Raw genomic sequence first — 13,155 nt, 5'->3', positions numbered from 1 at the left:
AAAACCTTGTCAACGGTGTCCTGTCAACACGGGTGGTCCCTGTCAACACCGGGACCACCGTGCGGCGGCGTGCTCATGTGTGTTCAGTGACCGTGGTAGCACCGAAGAAGATGGAGCCAGAGATGTCGAACGGTCAGAATCCGGCCGGTGGAGTGCAGTCGGTGGAACGCGCATTCGACATGCTCGAGATCATGGCGAGCTCCGGGGGATCGATCGGAGTCAGCGAACTTGCCGACATCGCCGGTCTTCCCCTCCCGACGATCCATCGACTCATGCGCACATTGATGAATGGCGGGTATGTCCGACAACTGCCGAATCGACGGTACGCACTTGGCCCCAAACTCATCAGGCTTGGCGAGAGCGCCACATCGCTGATCGGCGCCTGGTCCCGTCCTCATCTCGCAGAATTGGTGAGGGGCACCGGCGAGACCGCGAACATGGCCGTCCTCGAAGGCACCATGGCCGTCTATGTCGCGCAGGTACCGTCCGAACACGCGATGCGCATGTTCACAGAGGTGGGCCGTCGCGTCTACACGCACTGCACGGGCGTGGGCAAGGCGCTACTCATGCAACTCTCCGACGAGACAGTTCACTCGCTCGTCAGCCGGGCAGGCATGCCGACCTACACCGAGAACTCTCTATCGAATCCCGACACACTGATCTCGGATCTGGAACTGTGCCGCAAGCGTGGATACGCGATCGACGAAGGTGAACTGGAAATCGGCGTCCGATGCTTCTCTGTTCCAGTACCGAATGCACCCACTCCGACGGCAATCTCCGTCTCTGGGCCGGCAGCCCGCGTCACCATCGAATCGGCCGACCACATTGTTCCCCTGCTCAAACGAGTCGCTAAGGAACTCGCCACCGAGTTCGACAAGAACGCGGCGCTGTAGCCATCAGCACCGCAGTCGTCACGTCAGGTGATGCGGTCTGGATTGGCATAGACGTTCATCGTCGTGCCGCGCAGGAATCCGATCAGGGTGAGACCGGCGTCGTGGGCGAGGTCGATCGCCAGCGACGACGGAGCCGACACGGCCGCGAGCACCGGAATGCCTGCCATCACAGCTTTCTGCGCCAGCTCGAACGAAGCCCTGCCACTGACGAGCAGGACGGTCCCCCGCAGTGGAAGACGACTCTGTTCGGTCGCCCAACCGATCAACTTGTCGACAGCGTTGTGTCTGCCGACATCCTCCCTTGTTGCGAGCAATTCGCCAGTGGCAGTAAACAAACCGGCGGCATGCAACCCACCGGTCGTCTCGAACACACGCTGAGCGGACCGCAAGGCGTCCGGCAACTCGGCGATCGTAGCGGCCGGAATCCGCACCACATCGTCGGCGGGTGAGTGCCGAGTCCGCTGCCGGATCGCCTCCAATGACGCTTTTCCACACACCCCACACGACGAGGTGGTGTAAAAGTTACGTTCGATGTTGATGTCGGGAGGTGTCACCGACGCCGCGAGATCGACGTCGAGGACGTTGTACGTGTTGACCCCGTGCTCGTCGACGCTGTTGCAGTAGCGAACCGAAACGATGTCCGAACGATCCGAGATTATCCCCTCGGTCAGCAAAAAACCTTGGGCTAGTTCGATATCGGACCCGGGGGTCCGCATGGTCACGACCAGCGGTGTTCCATTCAAACGGATTTCGAGGGGTTCTTCCACCACCACCGTGTCCGGGCGGGTCGATTGTCGTGTGCCACTGATCCGGGTGACCGGAGTGCGAGTGGTGACACGCCCCATCAGGGTCTCCGTTCCAGGCGGATCGTGATCGCCTTGGCAACAGGCGTATTCGATTTCCTCGCTACATGGTCTAGAGGAATCAGCGCATTCGTTTCCGGATAGTAGGCGGCCACGTTCCCGACGGGAGTCTTGTAGGGCACCAATCGGAAGTCGTCGGCGCGGCGCTCGAACACCTTTCCGTCGCCGTCCCTCCACTCGGAGACCAGGTCCACCCGATCTCCGGCCACACCACCGAAAGCAGCGATGTCATCTGGATGGATGAAGAGCACGCGACGCCCACCCTCAACCCCGCGATACCGATCATCGAGACCGTAGATGGTGGTGTTGTACTGATCGTGACTGCGCATCGTCTGCAACATCAGTCGACCCTCGGGAACCGGCAGCCAGGTCAACTCGTTGACAACGAAGTTCGCCTTCCCCGTCGACGTGTCGAAACGACGTTCGTCTCGAGGTGGATGGGGCAACGCGAACCCGTCCGGCTGCCGTACCCTCCGGTTGAAATCCTCGAACCCCGGGATCACCCTGGCGATCGAATCACGGATCAGATCGTAATCGGCGGCAAACTCCCGCCACGGCACCACGTGATCTGCGCCGAACAACGCTGTCGCTATTCCACAGACGATAGCCACCTCGCTGCGCAGATGCGCACTCGCCGGCCGAAGGTTGCCGCGGGATAGATGCACCACTGACATCGAATCCTCTACCGACACTTTCTGCTTCCCGGCCGACTGAACATCGCGATCGGTGCGCCCCAGAGAAGGCAGGATCAACGCGGTCTCACCGGTAACCAGGTGGCTGCGATTGAGTTTCGTCGACACCTGCACGGTGAGCGAGCACCGGCGCATCGCCTTCTCTGTGAGTTCGGTATCCGGGGTTGCGGAGACGAAATTGCCGCCCATCCCGACGAATACCGACGCCTTCCCGTCGCGCATGGCGCGAATCGATTCGACCGTGTCGAATCCGTTCTGCCGAGGGGAGACAATGCCGAACTCCTTGTCGAGGGCGGCGAGGAATGATTCGGGCATCGTCTCCCAGATTCCCATCGTCCGATCGCCCTGCACATTGGAGTGTCCCCGGACCGGGCACAGCCCGGCTCCGGGCTTCCCGATCATTCCCTGCAACAGCAGCAGATTGACGGCATCCTGAATCGTTGCCACCGCATGCGTGTGCTGGGTCAACCCCATGGCCCAGCAGATGATCGTCTTCTTCGACGCGATCAGTGCATCTGCGGTCTGGTGAATCTGTTCCAGCGAGAGGCCCGTCGCCTGGGCCACAGTTTCAAGATCCACTCCGCGGACGTGTGCGGCATACTCCTCGAACCCCGCGGTGTACCTCTCGATGAACTCGCGGTCGATCACGGTGCCAGGGTTGCGCTCTTCTTCCTCCAAGAGCAACCGGCCCAGACCCTGGAACAACGCCTGGTCGCCGCCGATCCGAATCTGCAGGAACTCATCCGCAATCGCGATACCGTCACCGACAATGCCGTGCACCTTCTGCGGATCCTTGAATCGCATCAGGCCCGCCTCCGGCAGTGGATTGATCGCAATCACGCGGGCCCCGTTTGCTTTTGCGTTCTCCAAGGTCGAGAGCATGCGCGGGTGATTGGTGCCCGGGTTCTGGCCCGCGATCAGGATCAGGTCGGCGGATTCGATGTCGGGGACCGAGACAGAGCCCTTTCCGATCCCGATCGACTCCGACAATGCCGAACCCGTGGACTCGTGGCACATGTTCGAGCAGTCCGGCATGTTGTTCGTCCCGAAAGCGCGAATCATCAGTTGATACACGAACGCTGCTTCGTTCGATGTTCGACCGGAGGTGTAGAACACTGCCTCGTTCGGCGATCCCAGCGCCCGCAACTCGCCAGCGATCAACGCGAAAGCCGCATCCCAATCCAGTGGCTCATAGTGTGTGGCGCCCGGCAACAAGACCATCGGATGAGTCAGTCGCCCCTGCTGACCCAGCCAATATTCGGTCTTTCCCAGCAACTCGGCCACCGAGTACTTGGCGAAGAACTCGGGGGTGACCGTACGGGTCGTGGCCTCCTCTGCAACTGCCTTCACGCCGTTCTCGCAGAATTCGGCGTGCTTGCGGTGCCCAGGAGTCTCCGGCCACGCACACCCGGGACAGTCGAATCCCTTGCGTTGGTTCAGCTTCAACAGCGTCCGAACTGTGCGAACCGGACCCATCTGCTCGATACCTCGGCGCAGCGACACCAACACCGCAGGAATACCCGCCGCGTAGGACTCCTCGGCCGAGACGACGACATCGTCCTCGTCGAAGGTGTATTTGTCGGTATTGGTCATCTTGCGAGTTTACCCGCGTAGCCACTCCTCGAGATGCGGAGCTTCGGTGCCGATTGTGGTCCCACCGCCGTGCCCGGTGTGAACGAAAGTCGCTTCGGGCAGGACGAACAGTCGATCTCGGATCGACCCGATAATCGTCGGAAAATCCGAATAGGACCGGCCCGTCGCGCCCGGGCCGCCGGAGAACAAGGTGTCTCCGGAGAACAGCGCTCCCGCCTCCGGCAAGTAGAGACACGACGACCCCGGTGAGTGACCGGGCGTGTGTATCACCTGGATCTCGGTGCCGGCAACAGCGATACGCTGCTCGTCTTCGAGTTGCCGGTACTGCTCGCCTGGGTGCGTCATATTCCACAGCACATCGTCGCCGGGATGCAGGAACATCGGTGCGTCCAGTCGAGCAGCCAGTTCCGGAGCGACCGTGACGTGATCGTTGTGGCCGTGCGTACAGACGATGGCATTGACGTGGCGGTCGCCGACCGCATCGATGATCGGCGATGCATCGTGTGCCGCATCGACGATCACGACCTCACTGTCGTCACCGATCAGCCAGATATTGTTGTCGACGTTCCAGGTTCCACCGTCGAGGGTGAATGTTCCCTCTGTGACGACATTCTCGATACGAAATCTGCCGCTCACAGGACGACCACCGAGCGCAGGACCTCACCGGCATGCATCGTGCCGAACGCTTCTTCGACCTCGTCGATACCGATGCGCTCACTGACGAACTTCTCCAACGGCAACCGTCCCTGCTCGTACAGGTCGACGAGCATCGGGAAGTCTCGTTCGGGCAGACAGTCGCCGTACCACGACGACTTCAATGCGCCGCCGCGCGAGAAGAAGTCGACCAGCGGCATCTCGAGAGTCATGTCCGGAGTCGGAACGCCCACGAGCACGACGGTCCCGGCGAGATCGCGGGCATAGAACGCCTGCTTCCAGGTTTCTGGACGGCCGACGGCGTCGACCACCACGTCCGCACCGAATCCTCCGGTCAGTTCCTGAACCGCCTCGACGACATCGACCGTGGAACCGTTGATCGTGTGAGTGGCCCCGAGGTCCTTCGCCCAGTCGAGTTTCTTGTCGTCCCGATCGATCGCAATAATCTTGGACGCACCGGCGAGACGCGCGCCCATGATCGCGGCGTCACCGACACCACCGCACCCGATGACGGCAACGCTGTCGCCGCGGCTGACGTTTCCGGTGTTCACTGCCGCACCTAGGCCGGCCATGACGCCGCAACCCAGCAATCCGACCACGGCCGGATCGGCCGACGGATTCACCTTGGTGCATTGCCCTGCATGGACGAGAGTCTTGTCGGCGAACGCGCCGATCCCCAGCGCGGGGGTGAGCTCGGTGCCGTCCTCGAGTGTCATCTTCTGCGTCGCGTTGAACGTGTCGAAACAGTATTGCGGGCGGCCGCGCTTGCACGCCCGGCACCGACCGCACACGGCGCGCCAGTTCAGAACGACGAAATCGCCGACCTCGACGGTATCGACACCCTCGCCGACTCTCTCCACAGTGCCTGCTGCCTCGTGACCGAGCAGGAAAGGAAACTCGTCGTTGATGCCGCCGTCACGGTAGGTGAGGTCGGTGTGGCAGACCCCGCAAGCGGCGATGTCGACGATCACTTCGCCGAGTCCGGGGTCGGGGATGTTGATGGTCGCGATCTCGACAGGGGCGCCCTTCGAGCGAGCGATGACGCCTCGCACCTGTTGCGGCATTGAACTCGGTCCTTCGGTCGATCGGTTGTCGTGGATCGGCGCATTGCGACATGCGCACCTCTTTAAACCTTACGGTTCGATCGTCCCGAAGGTACCCATCAGCGGGAGTGGCTATCGCGAAAGCAGCCGGTGTGAGTTGCTCATTCGAGCGCGTCGAACGCCGCCGACACGTACTGGGCTGTGCGGCTGGAACCCATGAGCGCTGAACCCATCCGGTTCATCACGTATGACATGGTCATGCGACGTTCGGTGTCGATGACGATCTCGGAGCCACCCCAACCGCCCCAGAAACAGATCCGTCCTTCCGGGACGAACGGCACCGACACTGGCGTTGGCAGCCCGTATCCGATTCCGAATCGGATCTGCTTCTCCAGAACGAGGTCGACACCGTTCGACTGCTCTTCGAAGATGAGCGCGGTCGTGTCGGGAGACAACAGGCGGACGCCGTCGACTTCACCGCCGCACGCGACCACGGAGTGGATGCGTGCGAGTGATCGCGCATTACCCTGACCCGAACCTGCACCGTTTTCGCTGGTCCTGAACTCCCTGGACCAAGAGTCTGTGGCGTCGGGGGTCGGACCATTGAGCGCCCTGAAGGAGACGCTGTCGGTATCTGAGGCGGTCCGGTCGATCGGAGAAGGCGGCGGGACGACGTCCGACACCCGACCGAACTCGGAGGGGTTCAATCCGATATGGAAATCGGCGCCCAACGGTCCGGTTATCTCTTCGGCGACGAAACGCCCGAGCATGCGGCCGTCGATGCGACGGATCAACTCGCCGATCAAATGTCCGTAGCTCTGCGCGTGGTACCCGGATGCAGTCCCAGGTTCCCACCACGGAGCTTGCGCGGCAAGCCGTTTCGTCGACTCCTCAACGTCGTAGAGATCTTCGCTCGAGATCGGCTGATCCCAGCCCGGGACCCCCGAGGTGTGCGAGAGGAGATGCCTGACCTCCACGCGTTCCTTGCCTCGAGCAGCGAATTCCGGCCAGTACCGCGCGACAGGCGCATACACGTCCAACAGTCCACGGTCGACGAGCACCAGTGCCGCCAGTGCGGTCACCGTCTTGGTGCACGAGAACACAGAGGTAATGGTGTCTCGTCCCCACTCGGTGGTACGGCCCGCATCCGACCACCCACCCCACATGTCGACTACAGGCTCTCCGTCCAAGGTGACGGCGATAGAGGCGCCGAGATCCGCGCCCGAATCGATATTGCGCTTCAACGCGTCCTGTAACGCCGCGAAGCGGCTGTCGCAGTGGCCTCCGAGTTCGGTCATCAACGATTCATCTCCACCAGTCGAAACAGAATTGATCCTGGCACTGGGTTCACTCTAGATTCCCCGTCCAGTCCGGGGCTGCCGAAACGTGGTTCGATTTTCGGCGGACCTGCCATCGGCTCAGGCGTTTCGGGTGTTCTCCGAAGTCATGCAACGCCAAGGATGCGGCCGGTGCGATCGAGGTTGGCGTCTACGGTGGCTTGATCGGCATCGACTGGCCTATCGATGCCAGGCATCATCTGCCGCAGTGTTGGCCTCCATTGCCGCATCCGGTCGGGGAAGCAGGTGTCGAGGAGATCGAGCATCGCGGCAGGGGCGATCGAGGCGCCCGGCGACGCACCGAGCAGTCCAGCGATGGTTCCGCCGGCGCTGGTGACAACCTCCGTCCCGAACGTCAAAGTGCCGATCTTGCGGGGGTGTGGCTTGATCAGCTGGGCTCGCTGGCCCGCAGTGATCAGGGTCCAGTCGGTGTCGTCTGCGGTGGGAAGGAAGCGTTTCAGCTGGCGTAGTTTTCGGCTGCGCGATGTCAGAAGTTGGCTGACGAGGTAACGCACCAAGGGCAGATTCTGTATGCCGACCGCAACGAGGGGTGCAATGTTGTGCAGCCTGACCGTGGTGAAGAGGTCGGATAGTTTCCCGTGTTTGAGCAGTCGCGTGCTGAAGGTCGCGTAGGGACCGAACATCAGCGAACCCGCGCCGTCGATCACGCGCTTGTCGAGGTGCGGCACAGACATCGGTGGAGCGCCGACAGCGGCTTGGCTGTAGACCTTCGCATCGTGACGCACCACGAGGTCACGCTGGTCAGCGCGTAGGAACTGGGCACCGATCGGGAACACTGCGTAGCCACGGACCTCCGGAATTCGGGCCTTCTGTAGGAGCTTGAGGGCGTAGCCACCGGCTCCGACGAACACGAAGCGAGATCGGAGGGAGAAGTGGCCACTCTCGCCGTAGTTTCGGCCTGTCACGGTCCACAATCCGTCTGGACCGCGGCGCAGACCCGTCACCTCGTGACGTGTGCGCACTCGTGCACCGCGGGTTTCCATCATCTTGACGAGGTCGCTCGTGAGGATGCCGAATTCGACATCCGTGCCCGCGTCATAGCGGGTCGCCGCAACGGGTTCGGTGTCGGCTCGGCCCTCCATCATGAGAGGTACCCACCGGCGAATCATCTCCCGATCCTCGCTGTACTTCATCGCCGAGAACATAGGGGACAGGCGAAGCGTATCGAATCGTTTCCGCAGGTATGCCACATCACGCGCACCGAATACCACGTTCATGTGCGGTGTCGAATTCACGAATGTGGCAGGGGCGGGCAGATCACCGGACTCGACGAGCGACGCCCAGAACTGCCTCGAGAGCTGGAACTGACGCCCGATCTGCTCTGCTTTGGTCGAGTCGCCCGGATCGGGCATGTAGTTGAGCTCGCACAGGCCGGCATGGCCGGTGCCAGCGTTGTTCCAGGGTGCCGAACTCTCTCCCGCAGCGCGATCGAGGCGTTCGAGGAGCACCACCGACCAATCGGGCTGCAGCCTGGAGAGCAATGCGCCCAGCGTCGCCGACATGATGCCCCCGCCGATCAGGACGACATCGAACTCCGGGCCGGTATCGACTGACTCACCGATCAATTCACGTTCCTTCACGACCTGCCTCCGCTCGTGTTGTCGAAGTTGGTCCCAGCTTGCGCGCTCGAAACCAATCCGTCCAATGAGCAAATCACTCGATTATAATCCGAATATGGATTTGTTCCTGTCCAACGCGACTGCGGCCGTGGTGCCGCTGCTGGCGGCATTCGACGTTGCAGCCAGGGAGGGCCACATCACTCGCGCTGCGGACCAACTCGGCGTGCCGCAGTCGTCGTTGAGTCGCCGTCTCAAGGCGCTCGAACAGACGATCGGCGTATCTCTCTTCCAGCCTGCCGGTCGCGGTGTCGCACTGACGCCTGCCGGACGGGAACTCCACGAACGCACCCGCGACCTGGTTCGCAATCTTGACGATGCGATCAGCACGGTCCGCAGCCACGCCGATCCCGACAGCGGATTCGTGCGCTTCGGATTCCCTCTGACCTTGGGTCCCGTGAGCATCCCGTCACTGCTGGCCGAGTTTCATCGTTCGGCACCACGGATCCGGCTACGCCTCGTTCAGGCCCACGGTGAAGCGCTCGCGCAGATGGTCCGTGACGGCCGGCTCGACCTTGCGGTGATGATCCCACCACCAGACGATCTACCCGTCACTGTCCTCGGCCGCCAACGGCTTCTATTGCATGTGGCCACAACTCATCGACTAGGCGATCGCAGCCAGGTCGACCTCGCCGAGCTGTCTCGGGAACAGTTCATCGCGAGCCCAGCGTCGTATCACATACGGCAGTATCTCGAATCATGCTGCGCCGAGGCCGGGTTCACCCCTCAGGTAGCGTTCGAGATCAGCGAGTTCGAGACAATCAGAGTCCTCGTCAGACACGGTCTTGGAGTCGCCCTTCTACCCGCCGCAGAGACCGCGGCCACTGACCTGGTGACCATCCCGGTGTCCGGCATCGCCGACAGAACCATCGGCCTCGCGGCAGGAAACCACCGCTTGTCTCCGACTGCCACCCGCCTGCACCGCCACATCACCACACACGCAGACAGATTCATTGCGACAACTGCCTCGCGGCAGAACCCACCGGCCCAAAACCAGTCACTATCTTGAAGTGTCGAGGCTAGACAGCGTCAAGGGTTTGCCGGCAATTCGGCAGTGACGAATGAAGTGTTGAAGGAACCGAAGAACGGCTGGTCACTGCTGGGTGGCGCGATGGTTCGGCCCAGCCGCTGTGCCTCCTGGCGGCTGTCGACGGATTGCGCCGTCCAGCCATGCAAGTCGAACCACTGGACGCAGTCGGGGCGGCCCTCATCGCCGTACCAGAGCCGGAATGGATGATCGAAGGACACGTCTTCACCACGCTGTTCGCGCGCGAGACGTTCCTTGTGCCATTGCTGTTCGACCTCACGGCGCCGCTGGTCATCAATATGCAACACCTCGACCGCCACCCGACTGCCATCCGCACTCAGTCGATGCATGTTGGCGAACATCGCCTCTTGGGCGGTGCCCCGCAAGAATGGCAGTAGCCCTTCTGCAAGCCATGCCGTGGCCCGGGTGGGGTCAAATCCTGCTTGGAGCAGCGCCGCGGGCCAGTCGTGGCGCAGGTCCACACCCACTTCGCGCAGAGTCGCGGTCGGTTCGGCGCCATAGGCGCGTAGGGTGGCGGCCTTGTACTCCAGCACCGCGGGCACGTCGTTGTCGTAGACCACGGTTCCGGCGGGCCAGTTCAGGCGGTAGGGACGCGAATCAAGACCAGAAGCCAAGATGACATGCTGGCCGATGCCCGCCTCGGCGGCTTCGGTGAAAAACGCATCGAAAAAGTGTGTTCTCACCGCTAGATGGTCGACTACCTGCTGGCGGTCGGCTTCACCGGCATCAGCCCACATAGATGACACCTGCTCGCACACGTGCGCGAGCTGTGGAGTTGCCACCAGCGGCTCGGCGAACTGGTCGCGGATCAGTGGGTTGGCACTGTTGGTTTCGTCGGCGCGAGCCATCGCCGTCATCACAGCGGTAGCGCCCATGGTGGTGGCTATGTCCCAAGTGTCGTCGTCTGTGCGTGCCATTTCAGTCCTCTCGATCTCGGCAGTTGCGACCGCCGCAAACACCAGAGCGTGCCGAGGTAGTAGTCGAGAGTCACCGAGTACGCCCAGAAGCCGTCAATACCTGGAATGCAGCTCACGAATTCCTGTAGTCCAGGATCCGTAGAAGTCGCGCCGCGGTCAATTCGCGCTCAGGAGTCTCTCAGCCAGCACTCGCTACTCACGTCGCGAACCGTTGCCGCGTTGCTAGGTCCGAAATTTCCGTTCCCCGTGAAGTGTTCACGAGAAGGCATTCACGCTCGATGATCACTGTGCCTGCGACGCAGAATTCCTCGAGGTGTCACACTTTCCCTGTCGCTAAGCTGGGCCGATGCCGCTAGGCTGGGCCAGATGTCGCTACGCTGGGCACAGGCTGACGCACTAAATCTTGGGAGGAAACGGTGGTAGCCGTACAGATACAGGTGGGCGATCTGGTTCAGGCATCCGGCCACGCCGGTCCCTGGCTAGTGGTGGAAGTCAGCAAGGGAATGGCTTCGCTTCAACACCCGGACGGCCACAGGCTCTCGGTCAGGACGACAACCCTTTCCGTGGTGCGCAAGGCGTCCCGGCAGGAAGGGGAGGCCGACTCGTCCGGTACCGCTGGCGACGAGTCGAGTGGAGATGCGCCCACACTGTTCGACTAGTCGGGTATCCTCTTCCAGACCGAACCTTCGGTAGGTCAGTACGGTGGACGGCGCGCCGAAGCGGTGAAGCTCCACAGCTGGAAGGACTGCGCATATGGCCACGGCACGCCCTGCCCGAAAGAGCGGCTCTCCCGGGCGCCCGGGCTATGACCTCGAATCGCTGCTCTCTGTGGCCGTAGCCGTTTTCAACGATAGGGGCTACGACGGCACCAGCATGGAGGTGCTCGCCCAACGCCTGGGCATAACGAAGTCGTCTATCTATCACCACGTGTCCGGTAAGTCGGAACTCCTCGAACTGGCTCTGTCTCGCGCGCTCGATGCGCTCTTCGCCGTTACCACCGAAGAGAAGGCCACCAGCGGCCGGTATATCGACCGGCTCGAATATCTCGTCCGTCGCAGCGTCGAGGTTCTCGCCGCCGAACTCCCTTACGTCACGCTGCTACTGCGTGTCCACGGGAACACCACGGTCGAACGCCGCGCTCTCGCCCGCCGCCGAGAGTTCGACGCCTTCGTCAGCGACCTCGTCGTCGCGGCAGCGAACGAGGGAGACCTGCGGCCTGGAATCGATCCAGCGCTCACCAGCCGCCTCGTGTTCGGCACGGTCAACTCGCTGATCGAGTGGTACCGCCCGCGCACGGGCGGCTCGGTGTCCGATCTGGCTGACGCGGTGGTTCAACTCCTGTTCGACGGACTCCGGCGCACCTGATCGACCGACCTGAAGAATTTTCCGTCGGCGTTTGGTCAAAGCCCGAGTGACGCCGACAGCTGGGGCCAAGAGTTGTGCAGGTCGTCCTGCCAGTATCCCCACGAATGCGTGCCAACGTCCCGAAAATCGAAAGTCGCCGGAATGTTCAACTCCTGCAATCGATTTGCAAAGTTGTGGGTGCAGACGTCGGTAGCAGCCTCGATAGCGCCACCGACTACGGCCTGATTCAGCCACCAAATCCCCTGTGGGGTGTCCGGGCGAGCCGGATCCTCGTACGGCCCGGGGAGCCCATTGCCGGTCGCGATATAAAGAGAAATCCCACGCAACTTCTCGGCGTTGAGGAGTGGATCGTGCTCACGCCAGCCTGGTCCGTCATAGGGCCCCCACATATTCTGCGCATCCCCGCCGCCGACCCCCACAACTGTCCGGACATAGGCCTGTCCGAGAGGGTCGCTGGTCTGTGCGCATCCGCTATAGGAACCGACACCTCGGTACAGACCGGGTGCATGGATCGCCAAGTCGAACACGGACGTGGCCGCCATCGACAGACCGGCGATCGCATTGATCCCGTTGGCACCGAGCGAGGAATCGATCACCGGAGGGAGTTCACGGGTAAGAAACGTCGTCCACTTGTTTCGCCCGAGTACCGGGTCGTCGTGCTCCCAGTCTGTGTAGTAACTGGATATTCCCTCAGCAGGAATCACTACATTCGCGTCCTTGTCCGCGAAGAAACTCAGGACGTCCGTCTGGTCCAGCCAGTTCGCGTCACCCTCACCCCCGCTGGCCCCATTGAGCAAATACAGGGTCGGCCTCGGCACACTGGTGTCGGCCGGACGAATCACCTGCAGCGGGATCACACGATCCATCGACGGGGAGTACACGTACACGTCCCACCGACGGTCGTCGAGCTTGTCGATGCGATCGAGATACGCGGCCGATGTCGCTTCGATCGATCGCATCGGACCAGGGTCGGCGCCAGCAGGGGTCGGCAGAGACAGGCTCATCGCGACGGTCATTACACTCAACGCACCCGCAGCCCATCGCCTACGGGGAAACTGCAGCCCCAGTGACCGTCCCTGCATATTCGGTACCACCTTCTCTTGTTCATGTCGG

General features: G+C 62.1%; 12 protein-coding genes. 4 read left to right on the top strand and 8 right to left on the bottom strand.

Annotated features, from left to right (window positions below):
- Window positions 1-122 precede the first annotated feature (122 nt).
- Window positions 123-893, top strand: coding sequence for an IclR family transcriptional regulator (locus tag BFN03_RS19460; RefSeq protein WP_070381103.1), 771 nt, complete (start codon window positions 123-125; stop codon window positions 891-893).
- 23 nt (window positions 894-916) lie between these two features.
- Here BFN03_RS19460 and fdhD read toward each other — a convergent pair whose 3' ends face one another.
- From fdhD to mqo, 6 genes are all read right to left on the bottom strand, one after another.
- Entirely contained in the window at window positions 917-1,738 is an 822-nt protein-coding gene (fdhD, locus tag BFN03_RS19455; RefSeq protein ID WP_070380394.1) for a formate dehydrogenase accessory sulfurtransferase FdhD, read from the bottom strand.
- Complete coding sequence (locus BFN03_RS19450; protein WP_070380393.1) at window positions 1,738-4,041, bottom strand: FdhF/YdeP family oxidoreductase; 2,304 nt, start codon at window positions 4,039-4,041, stop codon at window positions 1,738-1,740. Before BFN03_RS19450 ends, fdhD begins: the two co-directional genes overlap by 1 nt.
- A gap of 9 nt (window positions 4,042-4,050) precedes the next feature.
- Complete coding sequence (locus BFN03_RS19445) at window positions 4,051-4,677, bottom strand: MBL fold metallo-hydrolase (RefSeq protein WP_070380392.1); 627 nt, start codon at window positions 4,675-4,677, stop codon at window positions 4,051-4,053.
- Complete coding sequence (locus BFN03_RS19440) at window positions 4,674-5,759, bottom strand: S-(hydroxymethyl)mycothiol dehydrogenase (protein WP_070380391.1); 1,086 nt, start codon at window positions 5,757-5,759, stop codon at window positions 4,674-4,676. The genes BFN03_RS19445 and BFN03_RS19440 overlap by 4 nt, the downstream gene beginning before the upstream one ends.
- A 140-nt stretch (window positions 5,760-5,899) precedes the next feature.
- Complete coding sequence (locus BFN03_RS19435) at window positions 5,900-7,036, bottom strand: serine hydrolase domain-containing protein (RefSeq protein WP_070380390.1); 1,137 nt, start codon at window positions 7,034-7,036, stop codon at window positions 5,900-5,902.
- A 146-nt stretch (window positions 7,037-7,182) separates the two neighbouring features.
- Entirely contained in the window at window positions 7,183-8,676 is a 1,494-nt protein-coding gene (mqo, locus tag BFN03_RS19430) for a malate dehydrogenase (quinone) (RefSeq protein WP_232320373.1), read from the bottom strand.
- Between the two features lie 94 nt (window positions 8,677-8,770).
- On the opposite strand from mqo, the gene BFN03_RS19425 reads away from it, so the two are divergent.
- A complete protein-coding gene (locus BFN03_RS19425) occupies window positions 8,771-9,721 on the top strand; it encodes a LysR family transcriptional regulator (RefSeq protein WP_232320371.1) in 951 nt (316 codons plus the stop codon).
- Window positions 9,722-9,741: 20 nt separating this feature from the next.
- Here the strand turns inward: BFN03_RS19425 and BFN03_RS19420 are convergent, their stop codons facing one another.
- A complete protein-coding gene (locus BFN03_RS19420) occupies window positions 9,742-10,677 on the bottom strand; it encodes an SAM-dependent methyltransferase (protein ID WP_070381100.1) in 936 nt (311 codons plus the stop codon).
- A 416-nt stretch (window positions 10,678-11,093) separates the two neighbouring features.
- On the opposite strand from BFN03_RS19420, the gene BFN03_RS19415 reads away from it, so the two are divergent.
- The gene (locus tag BFN03_RS19415; protein WP_070380389.1) at window positions 11,094-11,336 is read left to right on the top strand and encodes a hypothetical protein; all 243 of its coding nucleotides are present in this window, start codon (window positions 11,094-11,096) and stop codon (window positions 11,334-11,336) included.
- Between the two features lie 94 nt (window positions 11,337-11,430).
- Window positions 11,431-12,042: a TetR/AcrR family transcriptional regulator gene (locus BFN03_RS19410; protein WP_070380388.1), complete on the top strand. Its 612-nt coding sequence runs from the start codon at window positions 11,431-11,433 to the stop codon at window positions 12,040-12,042.
- A gap of 35 nt (window positions 12,043-12,077) precedes the next feature.
- Here the strand turns inward: BFN03_RS19410 and BFN03_RS19405 are convergent, their stop codons facing one another.
- Window positions 12,078-13,058 (bottom strand): alpha/beta hydrolase, encoded by a 981-nt coding sequence (locus BFN03_RS19405; RefSeq protein ID WP_198163507.1) that lies wholly within the window; start codon window positions 13,056-13,058, stop codon window positions 12,078-12,080.
- Between the last annotated feature and the right edge of the window lie 97 nt (window positions 13,059-13,155).

It is taken from the genome of Rhodococcus sp. WMMA185, assembly GCF_001767395.1.
GTDB lineage: Bacteria > Actinomycetota > Actinomycetes > Mycobacteriales > Mycobacteriaceae > Rhodococcus_F.
Note: the sequence above shows the minus strand (reverse complement) of the source record. Positions and strands in the feature narration are given on the sequence as shown.

Excerpts from the sequence above, each read along its gene's own strand:
- BFN03_RS19460 (WP_070381103.1), top strand. The coding sequence starts at position 123 with ATGTCGAACGGTCAGAATCCGGCCGGTGGAGTGCAGTCGGTGGAACGC.
- fdhD (WP_070380394.1), bottom strand. The coding sequence starts at position 1,738 with ATGGGGCGTGTCACCACTCGCACTCCGGTCACCCGGATCAGTGGCACA.
- BFN03_RS19450 (WP_070380393.1), bottom strand. The coding sequence starts at position 4,041 with ATGACCAATACCGACAAATACACCTTCGACGAGGACGATGTCGTCGTC.
- BFN03_RS19440 (WP_070380391.1), bottom strand. The coding sequence starts at position 5,759 with ATGCCGCAACAGGTGCGAGGCGTCATCGCTCGCTCGAAGGGCGCCCCT.
- BFN03_RS19435 (WP_070380390.1), bottom strand. The coding sequence starts at position 7,036 with ATGACCGAACTCGGAGGCCACTGCGACAGCCGCTTCGCGGCGTTACAG.
- BFN03_RS19425 (WP_232320371.1), top strand. The coding sequence starts at position 8,771 with ATGGATTTGTTCCTGTCCAACGCGACTGCGGCCGTGGTGCCGCTGCTG.
- BFN03_RS19420 (WP_070381100.1), bottom strand. The coding sequence starts at position 10,677 with ATGGCACGCACAGACGACGACACTTGGGACATAGCCACCACCATGGGC.
- BFN03_RS19410 (WP_070380388.1), top strand. The coding sequence starts at position 11,431 with ATGGCCACGGCACGCCCTGCCCGAAAGAGCGGCTCTCCCGGGCGCCCG.
- BFN03_RS19405 (WP_198163507.1), bottom strand. The coding sequence starts at position 13,058 with ATGACCGTCGCGATGAGCCTGTCTCTGCCGACCCCTGCTGGCGCCGAC.